Here is a 25,516-nt window from a genome sequence, read left to right on the forward strand (position 1 = left end):
AAATACAACAACCATTCGATTGATTATGTAGCTGCTATGATCACATATATAGTGTTGGCAACTGTACTTTTTTTATTTTCAGTTCAGAATTAGAAATTGTCCAAAGTTTTCCAGCCTAAAATGTGATATTTGTCTTTTACTTTGTCGTATTGCAATCTAATTCCGATATTCTTGTAGTCCGTTTTGATTATCAAAATTGCGTCTGCTTGATTATCTCCAAAAGGTTCGTCAAAGTCACCTTCTTTAGTTTGAAATTCAAATTCAGTGGTGTTCTTTTGTAATTCCGTCATTTTTTCTCTCAATCCATTTCCTACAATTATAATATCAGAAATTTGTTTAGAATCCATTTGAGTAAATTCCGTTTGAGTGAGTTTTTTTCCAATTCCGATAATTCTTTCTTTATCCAATTCATTTTGTTGACAGGAAATCAGGGATAATAATATCAGAATTTTAATTATATTCTTCATTTTTTGGTATTGTTGGCAACGGTCTTGTGTATGATTTCGTTGCGTGTTTCAGCAACTAAATTAATAAACTAAAACGAACCAGAGGAAATTCCGAAGGAATTTCCAAGTGGGCGGTAACTAGCAATGAATTATACATGTTGTTGTAGCCAGTTTTTATTTATATAAATTTATATTGATGACATTATCTTTAATATCAAAAAATCCGATTTCCTTTCCATATCCAATTTGAAAATTATTGACATAGTGATTGTCATCTGTAATTTTAATTCCAGTTTCGTAAGTGTAAACTTTAAAGTCCAGTAACTTTTTAATTTTAATCAATTCGGATTCTTTTCTTTCAGTTAGATAAGTTCCGTCTCTGTCAGAAGTTATAAAATAAAGTTTATCCTTATATGGAAAGCTGACGAGTATTGTTCCGCCAATATTTCTGTACAATTCTTTAAGTCCACTATCTGATTTCTTTTTAAAAAATTTATCCTTTTCAGTGTCGTCTTCTTTTAATTCAGTCAGTTTTGTTGGCTCAACAATTTCATAAATTCCAGAAAATCCAGACATATGAGCCAATGAAGTCGTTAGATAATACTTTCCGTCTATTTTGATTAAAGACGATGGACACGTAGCTTTAGAAACGTAGACTTTGTTGGTCTTTTTATTTCTAAATTCAACTGTTCCACCGAATTCGCCTCTACAAGAATCTTTTACTATATAATTCTCATCTTCGTAGAAAAAGTCAAATTTATGTTCAAACGAATTGAAGTCAGATTTGAATTCAACTTTTCCTTTATTGTTTAATTGAACTTTAAATTCAGCTTTTTTCTCTTGTGAAGAAATCAATTGAATAATTAATAAAAAAACGACTGTTAAATTAAATCTCATTAGTTTTCTCAAATTGGCTACAACGTCAAATGTAAAATGCGTTTTAATGCATTTTTACATAGTGTTATATACTTTTTTTATAATTCACCTTGAAGTTTAAGTATTTCCGAGGTTTCTGATTGGAAATCGAAATAAAGACTTAGTGCATGATTTTGCTCCCCTCTTCTTACGAATCCTGAAATATGAATAATATTCATTTGATTTTCAGTTTTATATGTATCATATCCGAAAGAATTGAAGCTAGAAATTTTACCATAAATACTATCCATTCTTTTCAAATCATTAATCAGTTTTCTTTTACTTTTTCCATAGCGTTCATTGCTTAATAGTGATTCTATAAAATCATATTTACTAACTTTCATTGAATCTATTATTTTATTCACTAGAACAGCTTTTTTATGTATGGAATCTAAGGTTTTTATATCGAAAGAGTAGGATTCTTTATAGCTGTCTGTGGTTATAAAAGCTACATCTATCTTACCGTAGGATTTCTTCTCATCTTTAAGATTATTATAGAATCGATATGCGATATTGGATGCGGGGACTTCTAATTTGTCCTCAAGTTGATACAATTTATCACTCTTGCTAATTTTTAATTCAATAAATTTCTTATTGATTTTCCCATCTGAAGTTAAGAAGCCACCAGTATATTCACAATTTCCACCATAAAAATTTAAAATTTCATCTATTGCACGATTCTCATTTTTTGTCAGTTTAATATTGTTACTTATTTGATTGAATTGAGATTGAATATTTCCACTTTGCTTACAGGAAAAGAGAATAGAAATAAAAGGAATTATAATGTAATATTTATTCATTTGATTTATTGTATATAACGTTTAATATATGTATCGTAGCAGGAGAAAATGTTACCAAACCATCGACTTTTTCTGCGCATTGGTTGTTAATTTTTACTTTCTGCAAGCATTGCGCCTTACCAAAAACGCAATAACCTTTCGATTCATCACTTAACTGCTATGATCACATATATAGTGTTGTGCGATCGTTTATTGTTTTCTATAATATTCGTTCAATTCCACTATAAATCTATTTCCTCTTTCATTATCAGCGGTCATTAATTCCTTAAAATCATTTGAATAATGGTGTTTTTTAGTCAAATCCTCATGATCAATAAAGACAATAGGATATTCACTATTTTCTCGTTTTTTCGTTGAATCAAAGCATAAAAGTCCATAATCCTCAAATCCCGCAAAATAAATAAGTCCTTTTTCTATTAAAAGTTCAGGTTCGTAATATTCAAAAAACCATTCTTTAAATCCATTGAGGCTTTTATCTGGTAAATGAGTTGGAAAGTTAACTGTAAAATCAGGAATATCTAATTCATAAAAATGCTTATATTTTAAAAAATGTCGATAGGAGCGAGGTAATTCAATTCCGATCATTTTCTCAAGTCGGTTTAAATCCGAATCATCCAATACGCTAGGAATCGGTTTCCAACCCTTCCAATCACTATCAATTGGAATAGTTGGGTCAAACATTTCTTCGGACATATCTGGGTCAGGAGTAGACATTAAAATTTTTTCCTTTGCCATTTTATCAAAAGTACTATCAATAATATCTTCCAACCACCTCATATTAATTCTTTTTTAATGACGCACAACGGTCTGTGTATGGGCAGTAGGGCAGGTTTGAAGCACTTCACTTTCGGTTTACCACCAAGCCAGAACAAACGTTTTTACTTTTAATTTTCTTTTTTGTTAAACGTCAAAACTTTGTTTTGGCGTTGCCTGCTCAAAGAACAGAACTTTCAATTTACCTTTAAATGCCCTATTGACTATACACCTTGTTGTGTGTAGTTTTTTTAATTCGCCAAAGTCGAAATGTGAGTTCCCGAAAACCATTTTTCTTCTATTTTTTTAAGCTTTCCAATATTTCTTTTTCGTTCAATATGAGATTTTCCTAAAGGTAAATAGACAACAAAATGTACAACATCACGAAAGTCAGACTCTTTATTGCAATTTGGTGCTTGAAATATGATTGTTCCGTCTTCATGACATTCTACAAACTCAATTTGATTAAAAAGATTAGTTTCAATCGGACTTGTTGATTCATTAAATGACTTGACGACCCTATAATATGGCTCTTCACTATTCATTTTCAGATTTAAAGATTTGAGATCTTTCACTGCTTTATAAAATGAGTCAGAGTCTTTTTTGAAGTCAATTTTACAAGATTCCGATTCACAGCTTGTTAAAATATTTATCAAGAGAAAAATTAATACTATTTTTTTCATGTAGCTTTTAATTACACACAACGCTAAATATAACAAACGTTGTTGTCCCTTAGGACAACTATGTTTTGTTATATAATGTTATAAGTTTTTTATTTTTTCGATTCTAGTAATTTTTCCATAAGTATTTTTAATTCCAAAATTTCCTTTGATTGCTTATTTAGTTGTTTTTCTTGTTGAATAGTATAAAGTGTAAGTTCCTCTATCTTTTGAAGCAGTTTAGAATCCATTTCACCTAATAAAATTCCATTTTTTTCAACTTCTTTTGCACTTGGAATACCTTTTAAATGTCCTTTTTCTTTAATATGATTTTCTACTTCACTAAGTGTTGGAAGTTTATAGTTATCATAAAAAACAAAGTCAGACCATCCTGTTTCTACTTTTATTTCTTTTGCTCTTATTTTACCATTTACAGCTAATTTCCAACCATTAGGGTTTGTTGTTCCTATACCAATATTGCCAGTGCTATTTATGAACATACTTGTTAAATAATTTGTTCCGTTGTTATTTGTCAAAAATTTTAAATTGCCCGAACTTGATATAAATCCATCGTGTGTATTTGATATAATTCCAAATACTGATTTTGCACCATTTCCTCTCTCAATTGCATAATGAACATAAGAATCGGATTTAAGTAAAATATTACCCTTAACCTCCAGTTTTTGTGTTGGTGATATTGTGCCAATTCCAATATTACCATTATTAGATAAAAGCAAAGAAGCATACGGTCTATCATCCCAACCATTACCCGTTTGAAATCTTATGTCAGCTCCTTGTCCATACGAAGAAAAAAACATTCCTTTACTACTACTATTTGTGTAAATGAACATTTTATCTTTTAAATGATTGTATTGACTCCAGTTGGATGACATATTTCCATATGCAAGATGTAGGTTATTGACTAAGATGTCATTAGCTGTCACTTTACCAGTTGTTGAATTGTTGCCGTTAGTATTCCATTGTGCATTAATTGGAATAGTGAACCCTAATAATATTATTATTAAAGATGCTTTTTTCATTTTTAATCATTTATTAGTTTGACTTTACTATATAGTGTCTTACTATATTGAAATAGTTACCTTAATATTTTGAGAAATTACTTATAATGGTCTAGGCTATGAGTAGTTGCGTGGATTAGCACTTAACTTTGCCAGTACACACCAAGTTGAAAATTCCGCAGGAATTTCCAAAGTAGGCGAGAAAAAGCAATTACTTATAGCCATTGTTAGCGGTTGTTTATTTCCATCTTAATTTTTTCATATCTTTTTAGTATTGGCCCGACAATTGTTTGTTTTTTCAAAATTTCGATTTGCTTATTTAATGCGTTAAGATGTGTTGTTTTTATAGATTCGGTATTACTGCTAGTGGCTATATTGGGAATTACACCCGTTCCTTCCCAATCTGTTTGAGTTATGGGATGAATATTATGTGATATTGGAAGTTGAATCATAAAATTATCATTTACTTCTATATAATCAATTCCATGCGCTGCGCCAGCAGAGGTTTGTCCAACGATTGTTGCTTTATTAAAATGTTTCATACAATATGCGAATTTTTCTCCAAGAGAAAAAGTTTCCTCACTGACTAAAATAAATATAAGTTTATTAAGATAGCGTTCTCCTCCGACTTCTTTAAAGGTGTATTCGGATTCTGTCTCTTCTGTGGGTCTAGTATAGCTAGATGACCATAATATGGATTCTTTATCAAAAAAATAACTTCCTAAGTAACTATCAGTAGGGCTATATCCGCCTCCGTTTTCAGTTAAATCGATTATTAATGCGTCTGTATTGGCGATGAATTTCATTGTAGCATCAAGAGTAGATTTTGTCCACTCTAAAGGGTACCAAAAGTTATATTTTATATATCCGATATTTCCACCAAGTATTTCAACTTTCTCAAAGCCAAAATTCTCTTTTTTTGCGTACCATAAGTCCCAATCGATTCTTACTTCTTTTTTAGGTTTTTTTTCATTCTCGCGTGCAGCCTGTCGGTTGAGTTGTTCACGACTATTTTTTACATATTCGGGGTGGTATCGAACTTTAAAATGAAGGTCTTTGGTTACTTCTACAAGGTCATCGGTTAAAACCTTTTCGAATTTTTTGTAGTCTATAATATCATTATATTTCCCTGTTAAATTTAAACTATCTAATGAATTATTTATAGACTTAACTTTGTCATTGAAAACATAATTTGAATCGATTAAGACTTTGATGTTTTCAATCACAATATTTTTTTCGCTCTCTGATATGGATTTTTGAGAATAAATTAAAATAGGTTGTAAGATTAATAATATGATTAAAACTTGTTTAAATCGTAGCATACTTGTTTTTTTGAATTTGATTATAAAGTTTAATATTTAGAGCTGTAAATATTTTTGCGTTTTTTTGGTAAAGAAAACTTTTTTGGTCGTAAGATGTTTTGAATTTTCATCATTAAATGTCCTAAACTATAGTTTCAGACTATTTTTTGATTATGTTCTTTCGTTTGACTCTATACTTAGATGAAAAGATCATTATAGCAAAATAGAATGTTAATCTTTAAGGGTGATAAAGTATTAAACTTATTTTTTTGTTAGAATAAATTATAACAATATTTGAACTCAAAAATAAATCTTAATCAAATGCATATATCTCTATATGAGTTTTTCCTTATATTAATTATAGGTCAGTGTATCTTTTTAATTTTTGCAATACAGTATATTCCGAAAAAAAATTCAGGAACAAATAGAATTATACAGTACTTATTAGCTATTTATAGCTTCTACTTACTTGAGAGGGTTATTAGTTCTGAAATAGGATATTATGTTGTCTATAAATATCGATATCTATTTAATGTTTTTTATCTTTTTATTGGTCCTTTGGTGTATACTTATATTCGTCGGTTGTTGTTTTATGAAAATGACAAATACCACTTAGCATACTACCATTATCTACCAGTAATATTTTATTTGATATATGGTTTTTTTCATATTTACAATTATGATTCTATAGAAAACTTAAGTAATTACGCAGACACTTTATATTTAACAATTGAAATCTCATTTTTTATCTCTATTACCGTTTACCTGATTAAATCTTACAGCCTTTTTAATTATTATAAGAAGAATGAAACTAAAGAGTTATCCTTTAGTCCAAATAGTATAGAATACATACAAGTAATGCTCTTTTGCTTGGCAATGTATATGTTTTTTTGGTTACTAGGTGTTTTTGAATTGTTCGATCTTATTACATGGATTAAAAGGCCGTTAATTCATGACATATCCTGTTTAATCTTTGGTGTCCAAATTTATATTGTTAGTTTTTATAACCTAAAATACCCTGAGATATTTAAAATTCGATTTCCCTCCAATAATGAAAATGAGTATAAAAAGAAAACTAAACTTGACAAAAAAGAAATAAATAAGATTCAAAATTTGGTTAAAGCTTACTTCGAAGAAAATAAAGGATATCGTAGATCAGAATTAAGTTTGTCTATTTTAGCGAATGAAATTAATACGACAACGAATAAGTTATCATGGGTTTTAAATAACATCTATAAAAAAAAGTTTTACGAACTGGTTAATGAATATCGTGTTGCCGATTTTTCACAAAGAATCAACGAAAATAAGCATAAAGAATTTACATTAATTTCTATAGCATATGAAGTTGGATTTAATTCTAAATCTACCTTTTACAAAGCGTTTAAAGAGATTACAAAAGTCACTCCTACAGAGTATATAAAAAAGATTGAAAATTCTAAGGAATCAGATAAAAGTGAATAGTTTTCTGAAATGACCGCTAACGGTTTCGTATAACCGTCAGTTACGGGTTAATATGCGTTAACTTTAGGTTTAGCACTGATATTAGCAATTCCGAGTGGATTCGGACGTAGTTGAATCCGCCGTAATTGCGGTTATACATTGTTGTACACAGTACTTTTATTTCCATTTTGCGATTAATTCCGTAATTCCTTTTTCAATTCCGTTGTAATATTCGCTGTTTTTGAATTCAGGAATAATAGTTTGGTCAATTACTTTCTTACAGATTTCGTCGGTCAGTATTTTTTCAGTACCATAACCTGTCGAAATTCTTATTTTTCTCAAGTTTTTACTGAAAACAATTGTCAGTCCGTTATCTTTTTCCTTTTGTCCAACTCCGTTGTAATTCGATAAGTCAATTGCGAATTGGTCAAAATCAGTATGTTTTCCAATTGAGTCTATTGAAACTACAGCAATTTGATTAGTCGTTTCTTTTTCAAATTCACGAATTATTAGGGTCAATTTTTTTAACTGTTCAGGTGTGAAAACAAATTCATAATCATTTACTTCTCGTTTTAGTTTAGGTAAATCACTTTCTCTTAAATCGAATTCCGTAAAATCAACCTTTGGTGCTTTTGGACTTGGTTCGGTTTTATCAATCTGTTTTGATTTACAACCAGAAATGGTTAAAAATGCTAGTAATATTATTTTAGATATGAGTTTCATTCGTATTGTGTACAACGGACTTGTGTATGAAACGTAGCGTGCAAAAAGACACTAACTTTTCGGATAAACACAGAGCCGAATTTTTATATTTTGTTTTTAATTTTTTTCTCTTTTAAAAGCCAAATTAAAAATTTGGCGGTCTTTTCAAATAAGAGCAATCCTTTCGGTTTTGCCATTATCAGCTATGTTTTATACACCGTGTTGTACACAGTTTTTATATGTTTAATTCATCCGATAGATTAGAATATTTACCTATCCAAGTTTCTATTTCTTCAAATAAATCTTTATACTTATTAATATATTCTCTTAAAGTGCAATCATTTCCATTTTCTACTAGCCAAAATTTATCTTCATTTAATTTTTTGGCTCCAACTTTAGAAAAGTATATTCGGGCTCTATAAAGTTCTTTGTTTTCGGTAGGAGATTGCCCTCCTTTTTTTGTCAAGAACTCTAATTTATTTCTAATTGACTTTGGCAATAATGAATGATTTTCAATTATTTCAATTTTCTTGATATAATCATCTTTTTCTCCAATTTGGAACAGTATTTTAGAATCCAGTTGTTCCTTTGTATAAGATGTTAAAAAATTACTTATGTCTTTTTTAGGAAAAAAAGGGCCATTACTAGTACCCTGACTTGTTTTGTTATGAATTCTGAAATAGATGTTTTTAAGTTCTATTAATAAGTCTACGATAATTTCTGTTCTTTTTTCCGCAATTTTTTTGTTTAGACCGAATCTATCATAAATTTTTAAAGCAATTATAAGTGTTATAAATGAGAACCCTAGTCTTAAAATTTCAGATGTTTTACTTAGCGATTTGTCTAAATCGCAATAATAGAAGTAAAGTCCAATAAAAATGGAAAGACTTAAAATTACTATTATTATAATTTTATAATTTTTCATTTACGTAATTGTGTACAACGGCTCCATATATGAAAAGTAGCGCTGAAAATAAGCGATAACTTTTCGAATTAAACACAAGCCGAATTTTTAAATTTTACTATTTATCTATTTTATTGGAAATCGTCAAATTTAAAAATTTAGTGACTTTCCAAAAATGCTCAAGCCTTAATGTTAGCAGAGACTTGCGCTATTTTTTATATACAATGTTGTGTGTAGTGCTACCACGTATTATTTTAGTCTTTCATATAAATCTTGTAATTGACCTCTACCCATATCATCATCCATAATCGATGTATTTCCGTGCGTTATTTGTAAATCAACTACAAATTTGGGATGATTTTTAGCATCAAAATCTTTAATGGTCTTATTAATATCTTCCTCAAGATGAAGGTCAAGTCCATAAAAAATTCTTCTGCAGAATTGTTCTGACATTGTATGAGCTATTCGATTATGATTCCGATTAACTTTTTTTCCATCTGAAACCATATATAAAGGAAAACAAACACATTGAGTAATTAATTGTCGGTTATTGTCATCTCTATACATTCTGCGCCATTCATCAAGATAATAAATTGGTTTCACGTGTTGACTTATCGGTTCATAATCATATAACAAGATTTGTGAATATGGTTTGTTTTCACATATCGTTTTATATTGGTCTTTTCTACTTTGCTTTTGATAATCAAAACTATCTTTTATTCTTTTTTTTGCTTCAAAATTGGCAACTCCTTTAAATTCTAATCCATTATCGAATCGAATATTAGTGAGAAATGCTATGTCGCCAAATTCCGTTTCCGCTTTGCCTTTTAGTTTATAAGCCGAAAATTTGATTTTTGTCTCGCGATTCAGATTATCAGAAAAAGTGTGTTTATTAAAAAATGCTCCTATTGATTTTAATAATTCATTCGTTATCAGGTCTTCTGTCCAACTATGAGGATAAGAGGAATTAATGGCATCACTAATGACTTTCTCTAATTTAATTTCGTAATTTATTATATCCATATTTTTTTTCGCATTACACACAACGTTTAATATATGTGTTGTAGCAGAGCAAAATGTTACCTAACTTTCGACGTTTTCTGCGCATTGGTTGCTAACTTTTACCTTCTGCAAGCATTGCGCCTTACCAAAAATACAATAACCATTCGATAGATCACTTTGCTGCTATGACATCATATATGGTGTTGTGGTTAGTTTTTATTTATTTCGATCCACTTTTTTAGGTCAAACTTTATTTTTTGTTTTTCCAATAAGTAAACCTCATTATTAATTTCGTTACGTTGTTTACTTTGTCTCAACTTGCTTAATTCATTCGGTAATTGGGAGTAATTCATTAACGCTGTTAAGGCTTTTTGATTTTGATAAAACACCTTAATTTGCGTCAATGCCTGTTGAAGTTTATCCTGTTCGATTAGTGATTCTACTTCTGAAACAATTTCCTTGGTTAGATGCTCTGATTCCCAGTTTTTAAGATTTTCAAGATTATTTAAGAGAACAGTCTCAAATTCGGAGTAGGGGATTTCTGCTAATAGGAATAGGATTGAACTTACTCTTTTCTTCAGAATTTTATCATTTACGTTTTCAGTAAGTTTTTTTCTTATAGTTTGTCCTTTATTGAATCCTACACCGAACCCAACTAGCCATTCACCCTTAAGTTTATCATATTCCAAAGTTCTGGTGTGTTCCCATAATATCAAATTCGTATCTAGTCCAATTTTAAGACCTTCAATCTCACCTTTTACTATTGGAGCATATAATCCCATTATTATTTTTAATTAACCACAACGTTTAATGTATGATTTCGTAGCGGGACAATCAACAACTAATATTCCGCAACTGCCCAAATTTAGTAAACCTGCGTGAAATTCCGTTAGGAATTTCCGTCGCTATGAATTATACATCTTGTTATGCACTGGCTTTTTTTATTCAGCCGTTACTTTGTAAAGTTACCTAAGCAAAGCGATGATTGCTTGCGTAACTATTTGCGTTATATTTTTCAAATTCCCGCGATCGCTTTGCGACTTTAGGTTAAACGATGACCATCACAAAATAGCGATGACCTTTATTCCGCCCGATGCCGATAGGAGAGAACTTTTGTGTCAGAAATTACCTTTACAAAAACACTCAGATCTTTGACCATTATCCCGTCCGATTATTCATTTTGCTTTTCAGATTACACATGCTTGTGCATAACGTTTAATATATGTGTCGTAGCAGGGCTAGATGTTACCTTGCTTTTCGATTTTTCTGCGCATTGGTTGCTAACTTTCCTTTTTACCAGCATTGCGCTTAACCAAAAATACAACAACCATTCTCGATTCATCACTTAACTGCTATGATCACATATATAGTGTTATCTATTTTTTTTATGTTGATGAGTCCGTCCAGGTAATCATTTTCCACTTTCCGTCAACTTTTTCGAATTCAAAATCATTATGAATTCCATTGTCTATTCCACGAAGTTCGATTCTCGCTTTAGAACCGTCCAATATAACTTCTTGAGTATATTTGTCATATTCTCTAGTTTCAAAAGATTTATCGTAAGTCAGATCCATTTTTTCATAATCCTGAAGTTCTATTGTTCTTGGTTCAACATCTGACATCTCTCCGTTCATTTCCATTATTTTTAAAGGAAAATTTATTCGACTTATTTGAAAAGCAGAATCTTTATTGAAAAATTCAAAGAAAATCTTAAACTCGGAGTCAACATTACTAGGGATTTCTATTTTTTTCTTAATCTTTTGAACAATTTTAGGTTCCGATTTCGATTCAGGTTCGGATGTCACGTTTTGTTTACAACTAAGTATAGTTAGAATTATTAATAAATATGTTGTGGACGATAGTATTTTCATTTGATCTAATTGTAGATAACGTTTAGCTATGCGTAGTGCGTAAGCAGAAAATCATTGGTTTTCGATCGAGCACTTAGCCAAAGTTTATGTTTTGTTTTTATTTTTTCTAAAATACTAAATTTAAATCTTTGGCGACAAACGAAATAGGTGAGGGCTTTTTGATTAATCCCGAAATCTGCATTATTGCATAGGTGTTGTTATGCTACGTTACTTTTAATGAACTCCAATTCCGTCAAACATTAGCAAACTAATAGCTGTATCAGCATATTTATCTCCTTCATATACCTCAGTAATTTCAAACTTCAATTTTGTTATTGTATTTTTTGGAAACATTATTGTTTCCCCAATTTCTATAGTTTGAATTTCAAATGAGTCAAGGAGATTAATAATTGAGTGTAATTTGTCATTGAGATAAACTTTCAATTGTTTTACTCGAGAGTTGTTTTTCCAAGTCTTTAAACTCTTCTTGTAACCATTTGCAATTAAGAATCTATTAATTCCTAAATTCCCAGAGTATTTTTCAGTTTTTTGATAATCAAAAGTGTACTCAATAAACTCTCCAATCCCATAGTCATTTTTGCCCTCAATCCAAGCAGTGTTTTTATCAAAATCATGTGCGTTTTTAGCAGAATATGTAATTCCATTATTCTCTTCAAGTTCGGATGAAGATGACAATGAGCTAACTCCACCACCGCAATACCAACTACAACCTTTTAGAAATACAAGTTTACCAATAGGCTTGTCAGGAGCTTCATAATCTTCGTATTCAAAAAAATCCGAATCTTTTTTCTGTTCTGCTTTATACTCTTTAATTTCTTGAGAAAAAGAGAAAAAATTAAAGAAGATAAATTGGGATAATATTAGATACTTATATTTCATTTTTTTGATGTAGCATAACGTCTCGGCTATGGTTAGTACGGGAATTAAAAGTAGTGAACTTTCGATTAAGCACTTAGCCAAAACTTTTTATTTTGTTTTATCTTTTTTGTTCTAAAGCCAAATCAAAAGATTTGGCGGACTTGGTTAAAAACACTGAACTTTTGATTAAGTACTAAAACCCGTATTAATTATAGCCATTGTTAGCAAATCGTACCTTATTTAATTCCGTTTTCGGCAAGCAATTTATCTAACGCTTTTCCTCCCCAATCTTCATTCAGATTTTTATTTCGCTTTCTGGTTTTTAGAATTCGCTGGTTGATTTCTTTATTATCATACTCAATTAACGTTTTGACTAAATCTAAATAAATGTGAGCATTCCAAGCGTCCTCTAATCTTTCAAACAATGGTTCAATAAAAATATTCTGCTTGTTTACTTTAGAAGTATATGAAGATAAATTGTGAACGTTTGAATTTAAGATTTGTTCTGCAATTACTTTATTTGCAAGGTCTTTGTCATTTACAGTTAAAACGTTTAACATTGTTTCATAAATACCTTCGGTAAACTCAACTCCATTTGAGGTTGGCACAAAATCAGATTTCTGTGGTTGATAGTTTCCTATCATTTCCTTTTTGGTCAGTTCGTAAGTTTTTGAAGGATTTTCATTAAATAGATATTTGTAAATTTCTGGTGAAATGTTGCCTTCTTCTTCCCAAATTCTCCAATAAAGCTCATTATATATTGGGTCTTGGAATTCTTGGATTGCTCCGTAAACAAATCTTATGTGGTATTTTTTAATGTTTTGATGTTCAACTTTTGAAAAAGGTACTTTAAGCAACTCTACCGCTTTTTTGTTTTTGTAACTAGCAATAGCTTTATATAGTTCGCGCCATTCATTACTAAAATGAGTATTGTCTAATGTCTTTTTCAGGTTGGTTTCTAGTAATGGAATAAATTCGGATCTTGGAAATTGACTTATAGCAACATAGGTATGATAATATCCGCTTTCAATCTTTTCATTTTCTGAACGATTACTTTTAATAATTTCTATGTCTTGTTCTTTCTGATATTTTGCCAATGTGACCAAAGCACTTTGGTTTTTCTCTTCTATTACCAGTTCTCTAATTTTCGGATAAAGGTTTTCTGTTGGTTTTGCTCGATTTATAGCAGAATATCTTGAGGATAAATTGTTTGGTTGGTATATGAGTAAACTATCCAATTCTGTTAATTCTGTTGAATTCATTTTTTCTGAATTTAAATCAACATACTCTGGTGTCAATATATCTATGAAGAAGTCTCCGACTTTATCATTGTTAATTATACATCCAAACATTGTACTTATTTCTTCATCATCGTTTATGTGCCCTTTGACAATGGAAAATAAATCAACATCTTTTATATGAGATAATGCCCAAAAAGAATAACTTCTAACAACTCCATTTGGGTGATTTGTCAGTTCAATTAGTTCCTCTTTTGTTGCAGTTTTTTTCAGTTCTTCAAAATTATTCCATTGTTCAGGACGCATTCCAGCAGCTCCAACCGCTGAACTCATTAATTGATTTACTTCCTCAATATTTTTTACAGCCTTAATGGTTCGTTTTGAAATTGAACTTTCATCAAAAGTGGTTTGAGCACACGAAATAAGTGTAGTAAAAAGAATTATGATGGTAAGCTTTATTTTCATTTTAGTATGTTTGCTAACGTTTAATATATGTGTCGTAGCAGAGCAAAATGTTACCTTGCTTTTCGGTTTTTTCCACGCATTGGTTGCTAACTTTAACCTTTTGCAGGCATTGTGTCTTACCAAAAATACAACAACCATTCGATTGATCACTTAGCTGCTATGATCACATATATAGTGTTACCCAACGTTTTTATTTAGTTATTTAATTTTTTCCAATATTTTCAAGTTCAATAACTAGTTCCGTCATCTCTAATTCATCCAATTCAGATTGACACCAATCAATAAAACTTTTAATAGAGTCAGGAGCAAATTCGGGAATTATTTGAGTAACGTTTTCATTTGTTATATAATACCAAATACAACTAATATTACAATTATGACAAATACCAGAATGATGATCCATTGTTGCAATTTCATTTTGAGTTTTACCACAATTTGCACAATTGATGTTTTTGTAAGTTCCTTTACTGAACCATTTCTTTTCCATTTTACCTCAAGTATTAGTCAATTGTTTTATCTCACTATTTATTTTTCCTATCCAATTTTTGTCAGTTGGGTCTACAATAATCACTTTGAAATCAAATCTCTCGCTTTCAATTCCGACACCTTTTAAATCATCAATATGTAAGTCAAAATCAAATGCTGGCGGATACTTTGAAGAGTTAATATTCCGAGATTTTAGAACTTTTTGGTTTTCTGTCTGGGTTACAATTCGGTTAACTTTTATTCCATAATATTTCAAAGTCCGTCTTATTTTTCCTTTTGTCCGAAATGATGTTGTATAGATATGAACTTTATGTCCTTGACGTTGCAAATCAGAAATCAATTCATCCGTTCCTTTCCGTATTTCTTCAATTCCAAGAAGTTTTGCGATTCCGTTTCTTTTTTCGGTTTCGAATTCTTTTCCATTTGGAATTAACGTGCTATCGAGGTCAAAACTGATATTCATTTCAAATGTTGGGTAACGTTATAAGTATGTGTCGTAGTAATGTAAAATGTTACCTTACCATCGACAAATCTGCGCAGGTTTTATAATTTCCTTACCATAAAATCTTTGCGCCATAGCAAATATACAAGAACCTTTGAGTTATCACTTAACCGCTATGATCACATACTTGGTGTTACCAACATGCTTTATTTAATTTCATTTATTAATTAAGATCCGTTTGTATCTTACTGTTTTTCTCAATTCACCTCTCCTATTCGGATAAAAGAAGACTATACTGTTGTCAGTAATTTTAACAGTCCAAGTATAGTTAGTTTTGTTTCCGTTCCTGTATTCAGTTAAAATGTGAAACTTTCCTTTACGAGTTATACGTCCGCTATCAATTTCAGGTTTGACATCCTTGTAATTTCTCCAATTCTTTTTTGAAGTCTGATAACTTTTGGAAATAAATGTTGAGTCCGATTTTAGGATTAATTCTCCTACTTGATAAGAGTATGTAGTACTATAATTATGGGCTCTATTAAGATAGATCTTATTATTTTCTTGCCCATAAATATTCGACAAATAAAGAAAGAAGATTAATATTAAAATTTTGTATTTCAATTTTCTAGTTTGTTGGTAACGCCAAATATATGAATCGGAGCAAGGCAAAACACCCGAACCAATTGATTTATCTGCGCATTTTTATTTCTTGTTTAATTTATAAAAATCTAGCGCCACTGCAAAAAGGAAATGACCTTCGAGCAAGCACTAAACTTTACTCTGATTTTATATATGATGTTAGCAACTGGCTATTTATTCTGTTAGTTCTTTCGAGAAATATATTCGTCTGTGTCCTTCTGGAAAACCATTCATTTCTCCAATTGGTTTATATCCGTTTTTTAAGTAAAATTCTTCTGCTTGAAAATCAAACGTGTCAAGCATTGAAATTTTCGCTCCTTTTTTAATAGCTATTTTTTCAGCGTGTTTTAAAATCCGTGTACCAACTCCTTTTTTTCGGTATTCTTCTTTTACCCACAAAATATTAATTTCAAGTCCATTCCAATATCCAAGTCCGGCTAATATTCCACCAATTTCGATTCCGTTTTCATCTTTGGCTACAAATTCCAAGCGAGTCCAAATGTCAGCAATTGCTGGAACTTTACTTAAATTATATTCGTTAATTCCGTCGACGATTTTTTTTATATTTTCCTTTTCGCAAGGTTCAATACTAAATTCAGTCTTCATTTCCATTTGAGTGATCAGCTTGTTGCTAACGGTCTTGTGTATGATTAGTTGCGTGTTTCAGCAACCAATTTAGCAAACATTCATGAACTAGAGGAATTTCCGATAGGAAATTCCGAGTAGACATGAACCAAGCAATTAATTATACACGTTGTTGTAACCAGTTTTATATTCCATTATTTTTCTAAAATATAAATCCACTTTTTTACTATCAGGTCCATAAATATTCAAACTTGGTTTGAGTTCATTATTTTCCATTCCAATATTTAATTCATATTTATTTGTATTCCAATTATTCATTTTGAAGTGCCCAAATTCATAAACTTGTTTTCCTTTCCAAAACAATTCAAAAGAGCAATGTCCATATTCGTTTTTAATTCCTTTTCGGTTTTTTCCGTCCACAAAGATTGTCTTTCCGCTATTTTGGTTCACAACTTTAAAATCCGATAAATTCAGAGAAGAGTCAACTATTAAGTTAAACGTATTAAAGTCAAATATTTTAGATGAAATTTGAGTAGCAAGACAATGTTCGTCTTTTATTTTTTCCGCATAGTTTTTAAAACTATAGAAACTTAAAATTCCGATTAATATAACTGCAACTAAAATCAGATTTTTGTTCTTTCGCATTAGGTTTCTCAAATTGGTTACAACGTCTCGTATAAGAAACGTAGGGCAGGTGATAAGCGATACGTTTCGGTTTGGTACTAAGCCAAATATAATATTTTGCTTTTATTTTTTTTTGTAAATGTCGAATTTTATAGTTGGCGACACAGCAAATAAACACTGACCTTTCGATTAAGCCCAAAAGCCCTATGTTTTTTTATACATTGTTGTAAGTCGTTTTTCTATTTTATGAGTTTCAAAACAGATACTGTTTTTCGTTCTTTTTCTGTAAAATAATATTCCAGTTGTTCTACAAATTCAGTCAAATGTTTTTCGGTTAGGCCTAATAAATATGAGGTGCCAGTAGATTTAGGGGCAGACTTTTTAAAATCTAATTTTCCCTCTTTATGATAGTGTTTTTTTAATTCCTTTAAGTCTTGTTCATTTATAATGCCAATCGCAGGTATTCCATAAGTTCTAGAGCCTAGATTCGGTTGAAACTTAATTTGTCCATATATAAATCTATCCATAGCACTTTTTTTTTCATTAAGTAACACAGGTGCAAAAGAATAGTATTTACCGCCTTGACCTTGGTGTATTTCAAATAGCATTAATCCAATCCCAAATTCTCTATTTGAAGAGCAAAAACAATCTCCAAGAAACAAATCGTTATCTAAATCTGAGTCTAATGATGTGGGATAATCTGCTTTTGATTTATCTGATTTCCAAAATTGCCACCATTTTCTATCTTTTGACTTAAATTCATTTGTTGGTTGTTTACCTAATAAATTCTTCTCATCATATTTTTCTCCTTCTTCTCCAAGAACTATAGATTCAAGATCATGAGCAATGGAAATCATTTTTTTAATAATCTTTTCATCTGGATTTTTTACACTTATCCAACCATATTTCTCGTCAAAAGTAAAGGGCACTTCTCCTTTTTCAGTTTTCCATAATCCTGCATTTGGAGTCGGTACTGTTAAAAATTTTCCATCATCAATCTCTGCAGAGAATTCTTCAATCTGTTCAAATTCAGAATCGGATTTTATATAGTCAATCCAATCTTCTTTTGTCAATGTTATTTGATTTTCCTCTCTCTGAATACTTAATTCATATCCCATTTCTAATCAATATAGATAATTTTACCAATGACTTACAACGTGTTTATGTATGGTTTCGTTGCGTGTTTCAGCAACTAATTTAGCAAATACAAACCGAATAGAAAATCCGCGAGGATTTTCGTAAGTAGGCGAGTATTAGCAATGAATTATACATGGTGTTGTGGTGTCGTTTTTTATTCTGTGATTTTATATTTTCGACCAATTAATTCACATTTTTTAGTAACGTTCCAAAAAGCAAAGCCAGGTTCGCCAGTCGGTATTTTTCGAGTTATTATCTCTCCGTTTGTCTTTCGAATTCTAAAATCGGCGAAATGGCCATTTTGCTTAACACTTATTCCATCTTCTCTGTTGGTCACAAAGGCTTTAAATCCGTTATGCCATTCAAATTCAGAGTATTCAATAAATTCAGATTTTGAGTTATCCAATAGAACAAACTTATGAGTTGAGTTTATAATAAATTTAGATTCCGATATTTTTAAAATCAAAACAGGAATTTCATTTTTTTTCAACTTCATTTTTTCAGTAAACTCATTTTTTTCAGATTCAGGAATTAAATCGAACAGAGTAAATAATTCGGTTCCATTAAAATCAGATTTTTTTTTGCCGAAAAACCCAAAAAACCAAAATTCAATTTGGTTTTTTACTTTTTTAGACGATTTTTCTATTATCTCACTCATTTTCTTAAATGCACTACAACGTTGAATATATGGCAGGTAGGGCAGAAAACAAGCGATTATTTTCGTTCTAGCAACAAGCCAAATCTTTTGTGTTTTGTTTTAATTTTTCTCTTTAACACCAAATCAAAAGATTTGGTGACTTTGCAAATTGACAATGACCTTTTGGTTAAATACTAATAGCCCTATTTGCTATATATAGTGTTGTATGGCGTTTATATTTCGTATTCAATCACTCCAAGATATTTAAGAACGATTCCTGTATCTTTTATTGATCTGGGGTTTTTGATCTGATCAGCGTTAATAAAAATCAGAGTATTATATTCAGATTCATTCAATTTGGAATATCTATTTTCAAATTCAGTACCCCAATTGTAAGAATAAGAGTATTTTTTGAATTGATTTTTTATATCCTTAATTGGTTTTTCAAATCCAGATTCCATAAAATCGTGATCAATCCATATTTCTCCTTGGGATTCGGCAAATTTAGAGACAGGGACGTCATCATAATCCTCTAACTCATATCTACTGTCATCTTCACCAACAAAATCATAATATAATTTTTCCGATTCAAATTTACCTATCCAAAAGTGACTTTTTTCAGTTCTCATTTCTTATTTTCAATGGCATACAACGGTTTGTGTATGATTAGTTGCGAGAAAGTACGCGAGTACTTTCCGCCATTGCTAAACATAATTAATGTGAGTGAATTTCCGATTGGGAAATTCCGTAGCAATTAATTATACATCTTGTTAGCATTAGTTATTTTAATTCGTTGTTTTTGTTTTCCGTTGTCAGATATCAAGGTGAGATTGTTGTGTTTGTCTTTTTCTATCTCCCAAAAAAATGAGTTAATACCATACTCAATTATATCAATCTGATTCTTGTCAGTATCGTAAAAAATTAGGTCAGTTTTTGCATCTTGTTTAGAATTCCACTTTTGTAAATAAACTCCGTTGTCAGCTTTATATATCCAATCACCAAAGATTTGCTTTTCAAATATATTTTCAGGTTCCGATTTTAAATAAATATAAGCAGGGCCGAATCTAATCTCTCCAGCATATTTGCTTAATATTTTAACTGTTCCAGAACTTATCAAAATCGACCACTCATTTTTTTTATCAAAATAAGTATCAAGATCCATTTTTTTGGTATAGAACAATTTTCGGATCAATACAATTACCGCTAATGATCCAAAAACTATTAATAAAATTGCTTTGATTTCCATCATTAATGCTAACGTTTAATATATGTGTCGTAGCAGAGCAAAATGTTACCTTGCTTTTCGACTTTATCTGCGCATTGGTTGCTAACTTTTCCATTCTGCAAGCATTGCGCCTTGTCAAAAATACAACAACCTTTTGATTCATCGCTTTGCTGCTATGATCGCATATATAGTGTTGTACAGCGTTTTTTATAATGGTGCAGTAATTTCTAATATAGCACCTAAAGCAATTGCTGAAATTGATATGACTATAGTTTTATTTAATTTGAAATTACCTTTTATAGTTTTAAGACTAAATAAAATCATCAAGAATCCAAGAATTACATTTATCACGAGGACATAGTTTGGTAACATCGTAAAAAATAACAAATCTGTGAAATAATATAAATATGCTTTATAAGAGTAATGTAGTATCCAAAGTATAGCTAAAACTTTAATTATTACTCCGACAATATTATTCTTTTTCATTTATTGTCTTATTTAGTTATTGCTTTTTGAGCACGTTCTATAATTGGTTCATAATCAAAGTGAGAACAACCACTTTCACTCATCACTCTTTTTCCAGTCTTTTTGTATTTTCCTTCTCCCATTTCCCAATTGAAAACAAAAAATTCCTGTTTAAAAACTTGATCGAGTTTTGAGTAATTTAAACCGTCATCCGTTTGTTCAAAGTTTTCTTCTGTTTCGATAACTTTTATAGGGATTTCATTAGTCAAATAAATAGTCGTCCTAATTCGTCCATAAGAAAGTCCAATTTCTTGAACGACTTTATGAATATTGTTGTTACTCTTCCAGACTTTTAAAATTCCACCACCGTCTGTTACAATTCCCGTCAATTCAACCCAATCGAACTCATTTATAGTCAGTTCAGAGTTCAAATCTATTAAATTCACCTTTCGATCAATTTGTTCCAGATTATTTTCTTGCCCAAATGTTAATAGTCCAATTAAAAATAATATTATAAAGAATACGTTTTTCATTTGGTGTACAACGTTTAATATATGTGTTGTAGCAGGGCAAAATGTTACCCTATTTTTCGGTTTTTCTGCGCATTGGTTGCTAACTTTTACTTTTTGCAAGCATTGTGTCTTACCAAAAATACAAGAACCATTCGATCCATCAATTAGCTGCTATGATCACATATATGGTGTTACCCAACGTTTTTAATTCCAATTTTGTTTTCAATCCAATCGTGGAAATATATTACTAATCCAATTATGAGATGAAAACCAATTAATATTTGTCCAAGTAATTCTGTTGAACCTTTTGAATATATTCCTAATAGTCCAGTAACAATATGATAAACCATCAAAAGGAAAAGTCCTATGTTGGATTTACTATTCATAACCCATAAAATCAGAATTAACTGAACTGCAAGTCGTCCAATTTGATAGGGTAACCTTTCAGTTCCCACTTTATTATATACCAAAATTATTAATACAAGTTCAATAATTATTGTCAGAATGATTGCCGAAGTTAAAACAGGTCTTTCTTTCATTAATTAGCTTGTTTTTTTACGAAAACTACACAAGAAATAGTTGTCAAAATTAAAAGCCCAATTGTACCAAAAAGAATCAGGTTCAACCACATCACAACATCGTGAAAACCTGGGGCTAGCAATTTCAATAATGATTCTGCAGAAAAGAACAAAATTAGGGTTAGGATTATAAATGATATCAGGTGAATTAATATAATTTTTCTTTTCTTCATTCAATTTGATATGTTGGGTAACGGACTTGTGTATGAAACGTAGCGTGTAAAAATGTACTAAGTTTCGGTTTAACACAGAGCCGAATTTTTATATTTTGTTTTTAATTTTTCTCATTTTAAAAGCCAAATTAAAAATTTGACGGACTTTCTAAATATACACAAACCTTTCGGTTTAGCATTTATTAGTTATGTTTTATACACCGTGTTGGCAACAGTTTTTATTCTTAATCTCCTTTTCCGACTGGAACTATAACAAAAGCAAAATCAATTTCATTCGGTACTCCATAGTCAGTCAAATATTTTCCTCCAAGTCCACTTACTTGTGATTTTTTGTCCTCAACTTCTAGCCCATAAGTTTCTCCAAACATAAACTTAACTCCATTCTCTAATTTAAGAGTATCAGTGTCTGTAACATTAAATACTTTAAATTCCTTTGGTTTTATAATTAAACCTTCTATTATTCCAATATTTTTAGTCGTTTCATTGTAAAGAAAGACTTTATATTTTTTTCCTGTTTTATCGTATTTCACTGGTATAATTGAAACTTCAGTTCCTTTTTCAATAAATATGTTTCCGTGAGAATCAGTCCACTTTTTTTCTTTTGGCTGTTCCATTGGGTCAAAACCATACATAAATTTATTGAGTTGACCATTCGAGCTTTCCAGTCCGACAATATCCATTAACTCCTCAAAATACATACAAACTCTTTCTCTATCTTCGGTATCTAACTCCTGATAAATGTCTGTAAATCTTGAAAGTCCTATTCCGATTTTTTCTTGATATTTTATATCAGTCGGTTTTTTAGATTGCGCAATAGTTTTAAAATCAGTTGTAACTAGGTCTATTTTTTCCGTGAAAATTGGTCGCATTTTTTCGTTTACAATTCCAGGATAGAAATTCGGATATGGTTGTTCAACAAATTTCTTCTTTGCAATGAATTTCGCAAACATTTCATTCGCATTTTCTGGTGTTTTCATTTCATTCACATTTTGTCCGCAAGCAGATAATGTCAATAGAATTAATGAAATTTGAATGTATTTCGCCATTTGTCAAATTGTTGCCAACGTTTAATATATGTGTCGTAGCCGTGCAAATTGTTACCTTGCTTTTTGATTTTTCTGCGCATTGATTGCTAACTTTCACCTTCTGCAAGCGTTGCGCTCTACCAAAACTACAACAACTATTCGATTGATCTCTTAGCCGCTATGATCACATATATAGTGTTGTGGTTAGTTTTTATTCATTCAATATTTCATTCAGCTTTGGGAATTCTGATTCCATTCGTTTATTATCTCTTTTTCCATCATAATCATTATCTCCGTATTCAAGTCCAACCATAATGAACCCGACAAAACCTTTTCGTTCAGATTTTGGTATTTCGCTAATTATTTTTGCGAAATCTTTTTCACCAATTCGATATATTATTTGAGTCAGAACATAACCTAAATCGTATCCGCTTGCTGCTCCACCATTTGGAAAATCTTTTAGTTCAATAATTGCATTCTTATCTTTCGTTAGAGCTTTGGAAATCAGTTTTTTCATTTTCTGGTTTTCAGAGAAAGATTGGTGAGCAAATAATGTGTCTCCAATAACAACTCCGTTAACTTTGTCAGATTTACAGCTGACTATTGAAATCGATATTAAGAATAGGGATAAGATTTTTTTCACAACTTTAATTCAGAATTAACCACAACGTTTAATATATGTGTCGTAGCAGTGCAAATTGTTACCTGGCTTTTTGATTTTTCTGCGCATTGATTGCTAACTTTCACCTTCTGTAAGCGTTGCGCCTTACCAAAACTACAACAATCATTAGATTGATCTCTTAGCCGTTATGATCACATATATAGTGTTACCTGCTGGCTTTTTATCATTCCATTACTTCTTTAACTTGAGTTTCCAAGTCTTTAATTCCGTTAAACTTTCTAAAATTCAAATCCTTTCCGATTGATTTTAATTCATCCGATAGGTCTATTATTAACTCCAAAGGTTCTGCTTCAAACCCGAACATATTTTGGTCAAATTGGGTTCCAATTAAAAGCCCATCATTTTCCATTCCTACACACCAGTTTTCCATAAACTCAGATAATGGGATTTCAGTTGGCTCATAGTTTTTCCATCCGTCTTTTATACAGGACTTTGCTCTTGCCTTTTCAGCCCAAAAGCAAATCATTCCAATGGGTTCCCCATTTTCGTCATCATAATGAACAGAACTTGATGTTGCAAATCCATCTTTGTTTTTTAATCCGTAAACTATTTCAGTTTCACATACTGTTTTTATGAACTTCGTATGTCGGTTTTTGACTGTTATATGATTTTGAAACATTATTTTTAATTCAGTTTTATTTCCAGCGTTTTACTTTCTGTATCAATTTCAATCCATTCAGTTTGAGATTCCAATTCAGGAATACAATTGGTCAAATCGCTTCCTTTTGCATACTTACTCAATGCTCTACGACCGAAATGGATAGTCGCTTTATATACATCTTGCCCAGTTTCCCCAATCCACGCTTTAGTTTCTATTTTCCGTTTGTCATTCACATGTTTTTTAGTCAACTGATTGTCGGTCGGAAACCAAGAAACTCCGTCACACCAAAAACCTTTTAATTCTGGGTCAGTAGATTTTTCCAATTCGTGACAAATTCGGTATTCAAGTCGAGTGCAGAATTCCTCGTTAAATGGTGTTTCGATATTTTGTCGTGCGTTCGTCATTTCAGCTTGTAGGTAACGTTTAATATATGTGTCGTAGCAGAGCAAAATGTTACCTTGCTTTTCGACTTTATCTGCGCATTGGTTGCTAACTTTTCCATTCTGCAAGCATTACGCCTTACCAAGGCTACAACAACCATTCGATATTGATCTCTTTCTCTTAGTCGCTATGATCACATATATGTTGTTGGCACACGTAATTTTTAGTGTACGTCAATTCCATCAAAATTAATTTCACTAATGACCAAATCCGAGTATTTTTCCCCTTCATAAGATTCTAATATCTCTAAAGTCAGAACTAAATCTTGGTTTTCGATAGTTGATTGTATGGGTTGAATTTCAAACCTTTGGGAAGCAGTCGTATCCTCTAATTCCAAAATTGCAATTGTCTTATTGTCTATTTTTAATTTCAATTTTTTCGCTCTAGAGTTGTTTTTCCAGAGCTTTTTTGTTTTTACATATCCATTATAGATTTCGATCGTATTTATTCTTGGGGAATTTGCTTTAAAATGAAAACTAATAGATTCTCCTATTCCGTTTTTTGATTTAGGAACCCAAGCTGTCAACAAGTCAAAGTCATGAATATTTTGATCAGAATAGTTTATGTTCTTTTTTAAAATACTTGAGGACGAAATCTTGTACGGTCCACCACCGCAATACCAACTACAACCAATCCCTTGAGTCTTTGGTCCGTGACCCATTTCGAGGGAATCAATCGCTTTTTTAGTTCTCTTGGTCATTTCAAAATAATTGATTTCATTCTTACTGTTATCACTTAAAACCAATGAATCAATGGCACTTCTCCAGTATTTAAATTCCGTTTTTGAGTAATTATTTTCATTCCCCAAAATCGGTTTTAAAGTGTTAACATTCTGTCCGTAAGTTAGAATACTAAAAAATAGGAATAGGATTGAAATTATTTTTTGCATAG

31 protein-coding genes are annotated in these 25,516 nt (G+C 30.7%); 1 reads left to right on the forward strand and 30 read right to left on the reverse strand.

Features of this window, described 5'->3' with window-relative positions; translation table 11 throughout:
* Positions 1-89: 89 nt before the first annotated feature.
* The 7 genes from D1816_RS02365 to D1816_RS02395 form a co-directional block, all read right to left on the reverse strand.
* Positions 90-467, reverse strand: coding sequence for a hypothetical protein (locus D1816_RS02365; RefSeq protein ID WP_118501032.1), 378 nt, complete (start codon positions 465-467; stop codon positions 90-92).
* A gap of 153 nt (positions 468-620) precedes the next feature.
* Entirely contained in the window at positions 621-1,343 is a 723-nt protein-coding gene (locus tag D1816_RS02370; RefSeq protein ID WP_118501033.1) for a hypothetical protein, read from the reverse strand.
* A 77-nt stretch (positions 1,344-1,420) separates the two neighbouring features.
* Positions 1,421-2,161 (reverse strand): hypothetical protein, encoded by a 741-nt coding sequence (locus tag D1816_RS02375; protein WP_118501034.1) that lies wholly within the window; start codon positions 2,159-2,161, stop codon positions 1,421-1,423.
* Positions 2,162-2,350: 189 nt separating this feature from the next.
* On the reverse strand, positions 2,351-2,938 hold the full coding sequence (locus D1816_RS02380) for an SMI1/KNR4 family protein (RefSeq protein WP_118501035.1): 588 nt from the start codon (positions 2,936-2,938) through the stop codon (positions 2,351-2,353).
* 227 nt (positions 2,939-3,165) lie between these two features.
* Complete coding sequence (locus D1816_RS02385; RefSeq protein WP_147405125.1) at positions 3,166-3,459, reverse strand: hypothetical protein; 294 nt, start codon at positions 3,457-3,459, stop codon at positions 3,166-3,168.
* A 227-nt stretch (positions 3,460-3,686) separates the two neighbouring features.
* A complete protein-coding gene (locus D1816_RS02390) occupies positions 3,687-4,613 on the reverse strand; it encodes a hypothetical protein (RefSeq protein ID WP_118501037.1) in 927 nt (308 codons plus the stop codon).
* A gap of 206 nt (positions 4,614-4,819) precedes the next feature.
* Positions 4,820-5,914, reverse strand: coding sequence for a S41 family peptidase (locus tag D1816_RS02395; RefSeq protein ID WP_118501038.1), 1,095 nt, complete (start codon positions 5,912-5,914; stop codon positions 4,820-4,822).
* A 300-nt stretch (positions 5,915-6,214) separates the two neighbouring features.
* Between D1816_RS02395 and D1816_RS02400 the strand changes: the two genes are divergently transcribed.
* Positions 6,215-7,354 carry an AraC family transcriptional regulator gene (locus D1816_RS02400; protein ID WP_118501039.1) on the forward strand — a complete coding sequence of 380 codons (1,140 nt, stop codon included), beginning with the start codon at positions 6,215-6,217 and terminating at the stop codon, positions 7,352-7,354.
* A 156-nt stretch (positions 7,355-7,510) separates the two neighbouring features.
* Here the strand turns inward: D1816_RS02400 and D1816_RS02405 are convergent, their stop codons facing one another.
* From D1816_RS02405 to D1816_RS02520, 23 genes are all read right to left on the reverse strand, one after another.
* Positions 7,511-8,056 (reverse strand): YgcG family protein, encoded by a 546-nt coding sequence (locus tag D1816_RS02405; protein WP_118501040.1) that lies wholly within the window; start codon positions 8,054-8,056, stop codon positions 7,511-7,513.
* 214 nt (positions 8,057-8,270) lie between these two features.
* Positions 8,271-8,960 (reverse strand): hypothetical protein, encoded by a 690-nt coding sequence (locus D1816_RS02410; protein WP_118501041.1) that lies wholly within the window; start codon positions 8,958-8,960, stop codon positions 8,271-8,273.
* 228 nt (positions 8,961-9,188) lie between these two features.
* Positions 9,189-9,962: a hypothetical protein gene (locus D1816_RS02415; RefSeq protein WP_118501042.1), complete on the reverse strand. Its 774-nt coding sequence runs from the start codon at positions 9,960-9,962 to the stop codon at positions 9,189-9,191.
* Positions 9,963-10,150: 188 nt separating this feature from the next.
* Entirely contained in the window at positions 10,151-10,723 is a 573-nt protein-coding gene (locus tag D1816_RS02420; RefSeq protein ID WP_118501043.1) for a hypothetical protein, read from the reverse strand.
* Positions 10,724-11,326: 603 nt separating this feature from the next.
* Positions 11,327-11,746 (reverse strand): DUF4348 domain-containing protein, encoded by a 420-nt coding sequence (locus tag D1816_RS02425; protein ID WP_162900331.1) that lies wholly within the window; start codon positions 11,744-11,746, stop codon positions 11,327-11,329.
* Positions 11,747-12,025: 279 nt separating this feature from the next.
* Positions 12,026-12,772 (reverse strand): hypothetical protein, encoded by a 747-nt coding sequence (locus D1816_RS02430; RefSeq protein ID WP_147405120.1) that lies wholly within the window; start codon positions 12,770-12,772, stop codon positions 12,026-12,028.
* A 134-nt stretch (positions 12,773-12,906) separates the two neighbouring features.
* Complete coding sequence (locus tag D1816_RS02435; RefSeq protein ID WP_120702480.1) at positions 12,907-14,373, reverse strand: hypothetical protein; 1,467 nt, start codon at positions 14,371-14,373, stop codon at positions 12,907-12,909.
* A 202-nt stretch (positions 14,374-14,575) separates the two neighbouring features.
* Complete coding sequence (locus D1816_RS02440) at positions 14,576-14,860, reverse strand: hypothetical protein (RefSeq protein ID WP_118501047.1); 285 nt, start codon at positions 14,858-14,860, stop codon at positions 14,576-14,578.
* 6 nt (positions 14,861-14,866) lie between these two features.
* The gene (locus D1816_RS02445) at positions 14,867-15,322 is read right to left on the reverse strand and encodes an HAD family hydrolase (protein ID WP_118501048.1); all 456 of its coding nucleotides are present in this window, start codon (positions 15,320-15,322) and stop codon (positions 14,867-14,869) included.
* Between the two features lie 792 nt (positions 15,323-16,114).
* Positions 16,115-16,552, reverse strand: coding sequence for a GNAT family N-acetyltransferase (locus tag D1816_RS02450; protein WP_240338679.1), 438 nt, complete (start codon positions 16,550-16,552; stop codon positions 16,115-16,117).
* Between the two features lie 129 nt (positions 16,553-16,681).
* A complete protein-coding gene (locus D1816_RS02455; RefSeq protein WP_118501049.1) occupies positions 16,682-17,170 on the reverse strand; it encodes a hypothetical protein in 489 nt (162 codons plus the stop codon).
* 218 nt (positions 17,171-17,388) lie between these two features.
* Complete coding sequence (locus tag D1816_RS02460) at positions 17,389-18,267, reverse strand: hypothetical protein (RefSeq protein WP_118501050.1); 879 nt, start codon at positions 18,265-18,267, stop codon at positions 17,389-17,391.
* A gap of 173 nt (positions 18,268-18,440) precedes the next feature.
* Positions 18,441-18,944, reverse strand: coding sequence for a hypothetical protein (locus D1816_RS02465; protein ID WP_118501051.1), 504 nt, complete (start codon positions 18,942-18,944; stop codon positions 18,441-18,443).
* 212 nt (positions 18,945-19,156) lie between these two features.
* A complete protein-coding gene (locus D1816_RS02470) occupies positions 19,157-19,552 on the reverse strand; it encodes an immunity 22 family protein (protein ID WP_118501052.1) in 396 nt (131 codons plus the stop codon).
* Positions 19,553-19,677: 125 nt separating this feature from the next.
* Positions 19,678-20,172 (reverse strand): hypothetical protein, encoded by a 495-nt coding sequence (locus D1816_RS02475; RefSeq protein ID WP_118501053.1) that lies wholly within the window; start codon positions 20,170-20,172, stop codon positions 19,678-19,680.
* A gap of 183 nt (positions 20,173-20,355) precedes the next feature.
* Entirely contained in the window at positions 20,356-20,634 is a 279-nt protein-coding gene (locus D1816_RS02480; protein WP_118501054.1) for a hypothetical protein, read from the reverse strand.
* Positions 20,635-20,642: 8 nt separating this feature from the next.
* On the reverse strand, positions 20,643-21,245 hold the full coding sequence (locus D1816_RS02485; RefSeq protein ID WP_240338680.1) for a hypothetical protein: 603 nt from the start codon (positions 21,243-21,245) through the stop codon (positions 20,643-20,645).
* Positions 21,246-21,316: 71 nt separating this feature from the next.
* Positions 21,317-21,664, reverse strand: coding sequence for a hypothetical protein (locus D1816_RS02490; RefSeq protein ID WP_118501027.1), 348 nt, complete (start codon positions 21,662-21,664; stop codon positions 21,317-21,319).
* A gap of 436 nt (positions 21,665-22,100) precedes the next feature.
* Positions 22,101-22,853: a DUF4844 domain-containing protein gene (locus D1816_RS02500; RefSeq protein ID WP_233565318.1), complete on the reverse strand. Its 753-nt coding sequence runs from the start codon at positions 22,851-22,853 to the stop codon at positions 22,101-22,103.
* A 259-nt stretch (positions 22,854-23,112) separates the two neighbouring features.
* Positions 23,113-23,544, reverse strand: a complete 432-nt coding sequence (locus D1816_RS02505) for a hypothetical protein (protein WP_120702470.1) — start codon at positions 23,542-23,544, stop codon at positions 23,113-23,115.
* A gap of 202 nt (positions 23,545-23,746) precedes the next feature.
* The gene (locus tag D1816_RS02510) at positions 23,747-24,202 is read right to left on the reverse strand and encodes a DUF2750 domain-containing protein (protein WP_118501057.1); all 456 of its coding nucleotides are present in this window, start codon (positions 24,200-24,202) and stop codon (positions 23,747-23,749) included.
* Between the two features lie 5 nt (positions 24,203-24,207).
* Positions 24,208-24,693, reverse strand: a complete 486-nt coding sequence (locus tag D1816_RS02515) for a hypothetical protein (protein WP_118501058.1) — start codon at positions 24,691-24,693, stop codon at positions 24,208-24,210.
* Between the two features lie 95 nt (positions 24,694-24,788).
* Positions 24,789-25,514 (reverse strand): hypothetical protein, encoded by a 726-nt coding sequence (locus D1816_RS02520; RefSeq protein WP_118501059.1) that lies wholly within the window; start codon positions 25,512-25,514, stop codon positions 24,789-24,791.
* Positions 25,515-25,516 lie beyond the last annotated feature (2 nt).

Source organism: Aquimarina sp. AD10, assembly GCF_003443715.1.
Taxonomy (GTDB): Bacteria; Bacteroidota; Bacteroidia; order Flavobacteriales; family Flavobacteriaceae; genus Aquimarina; species Aquimarina aggregata.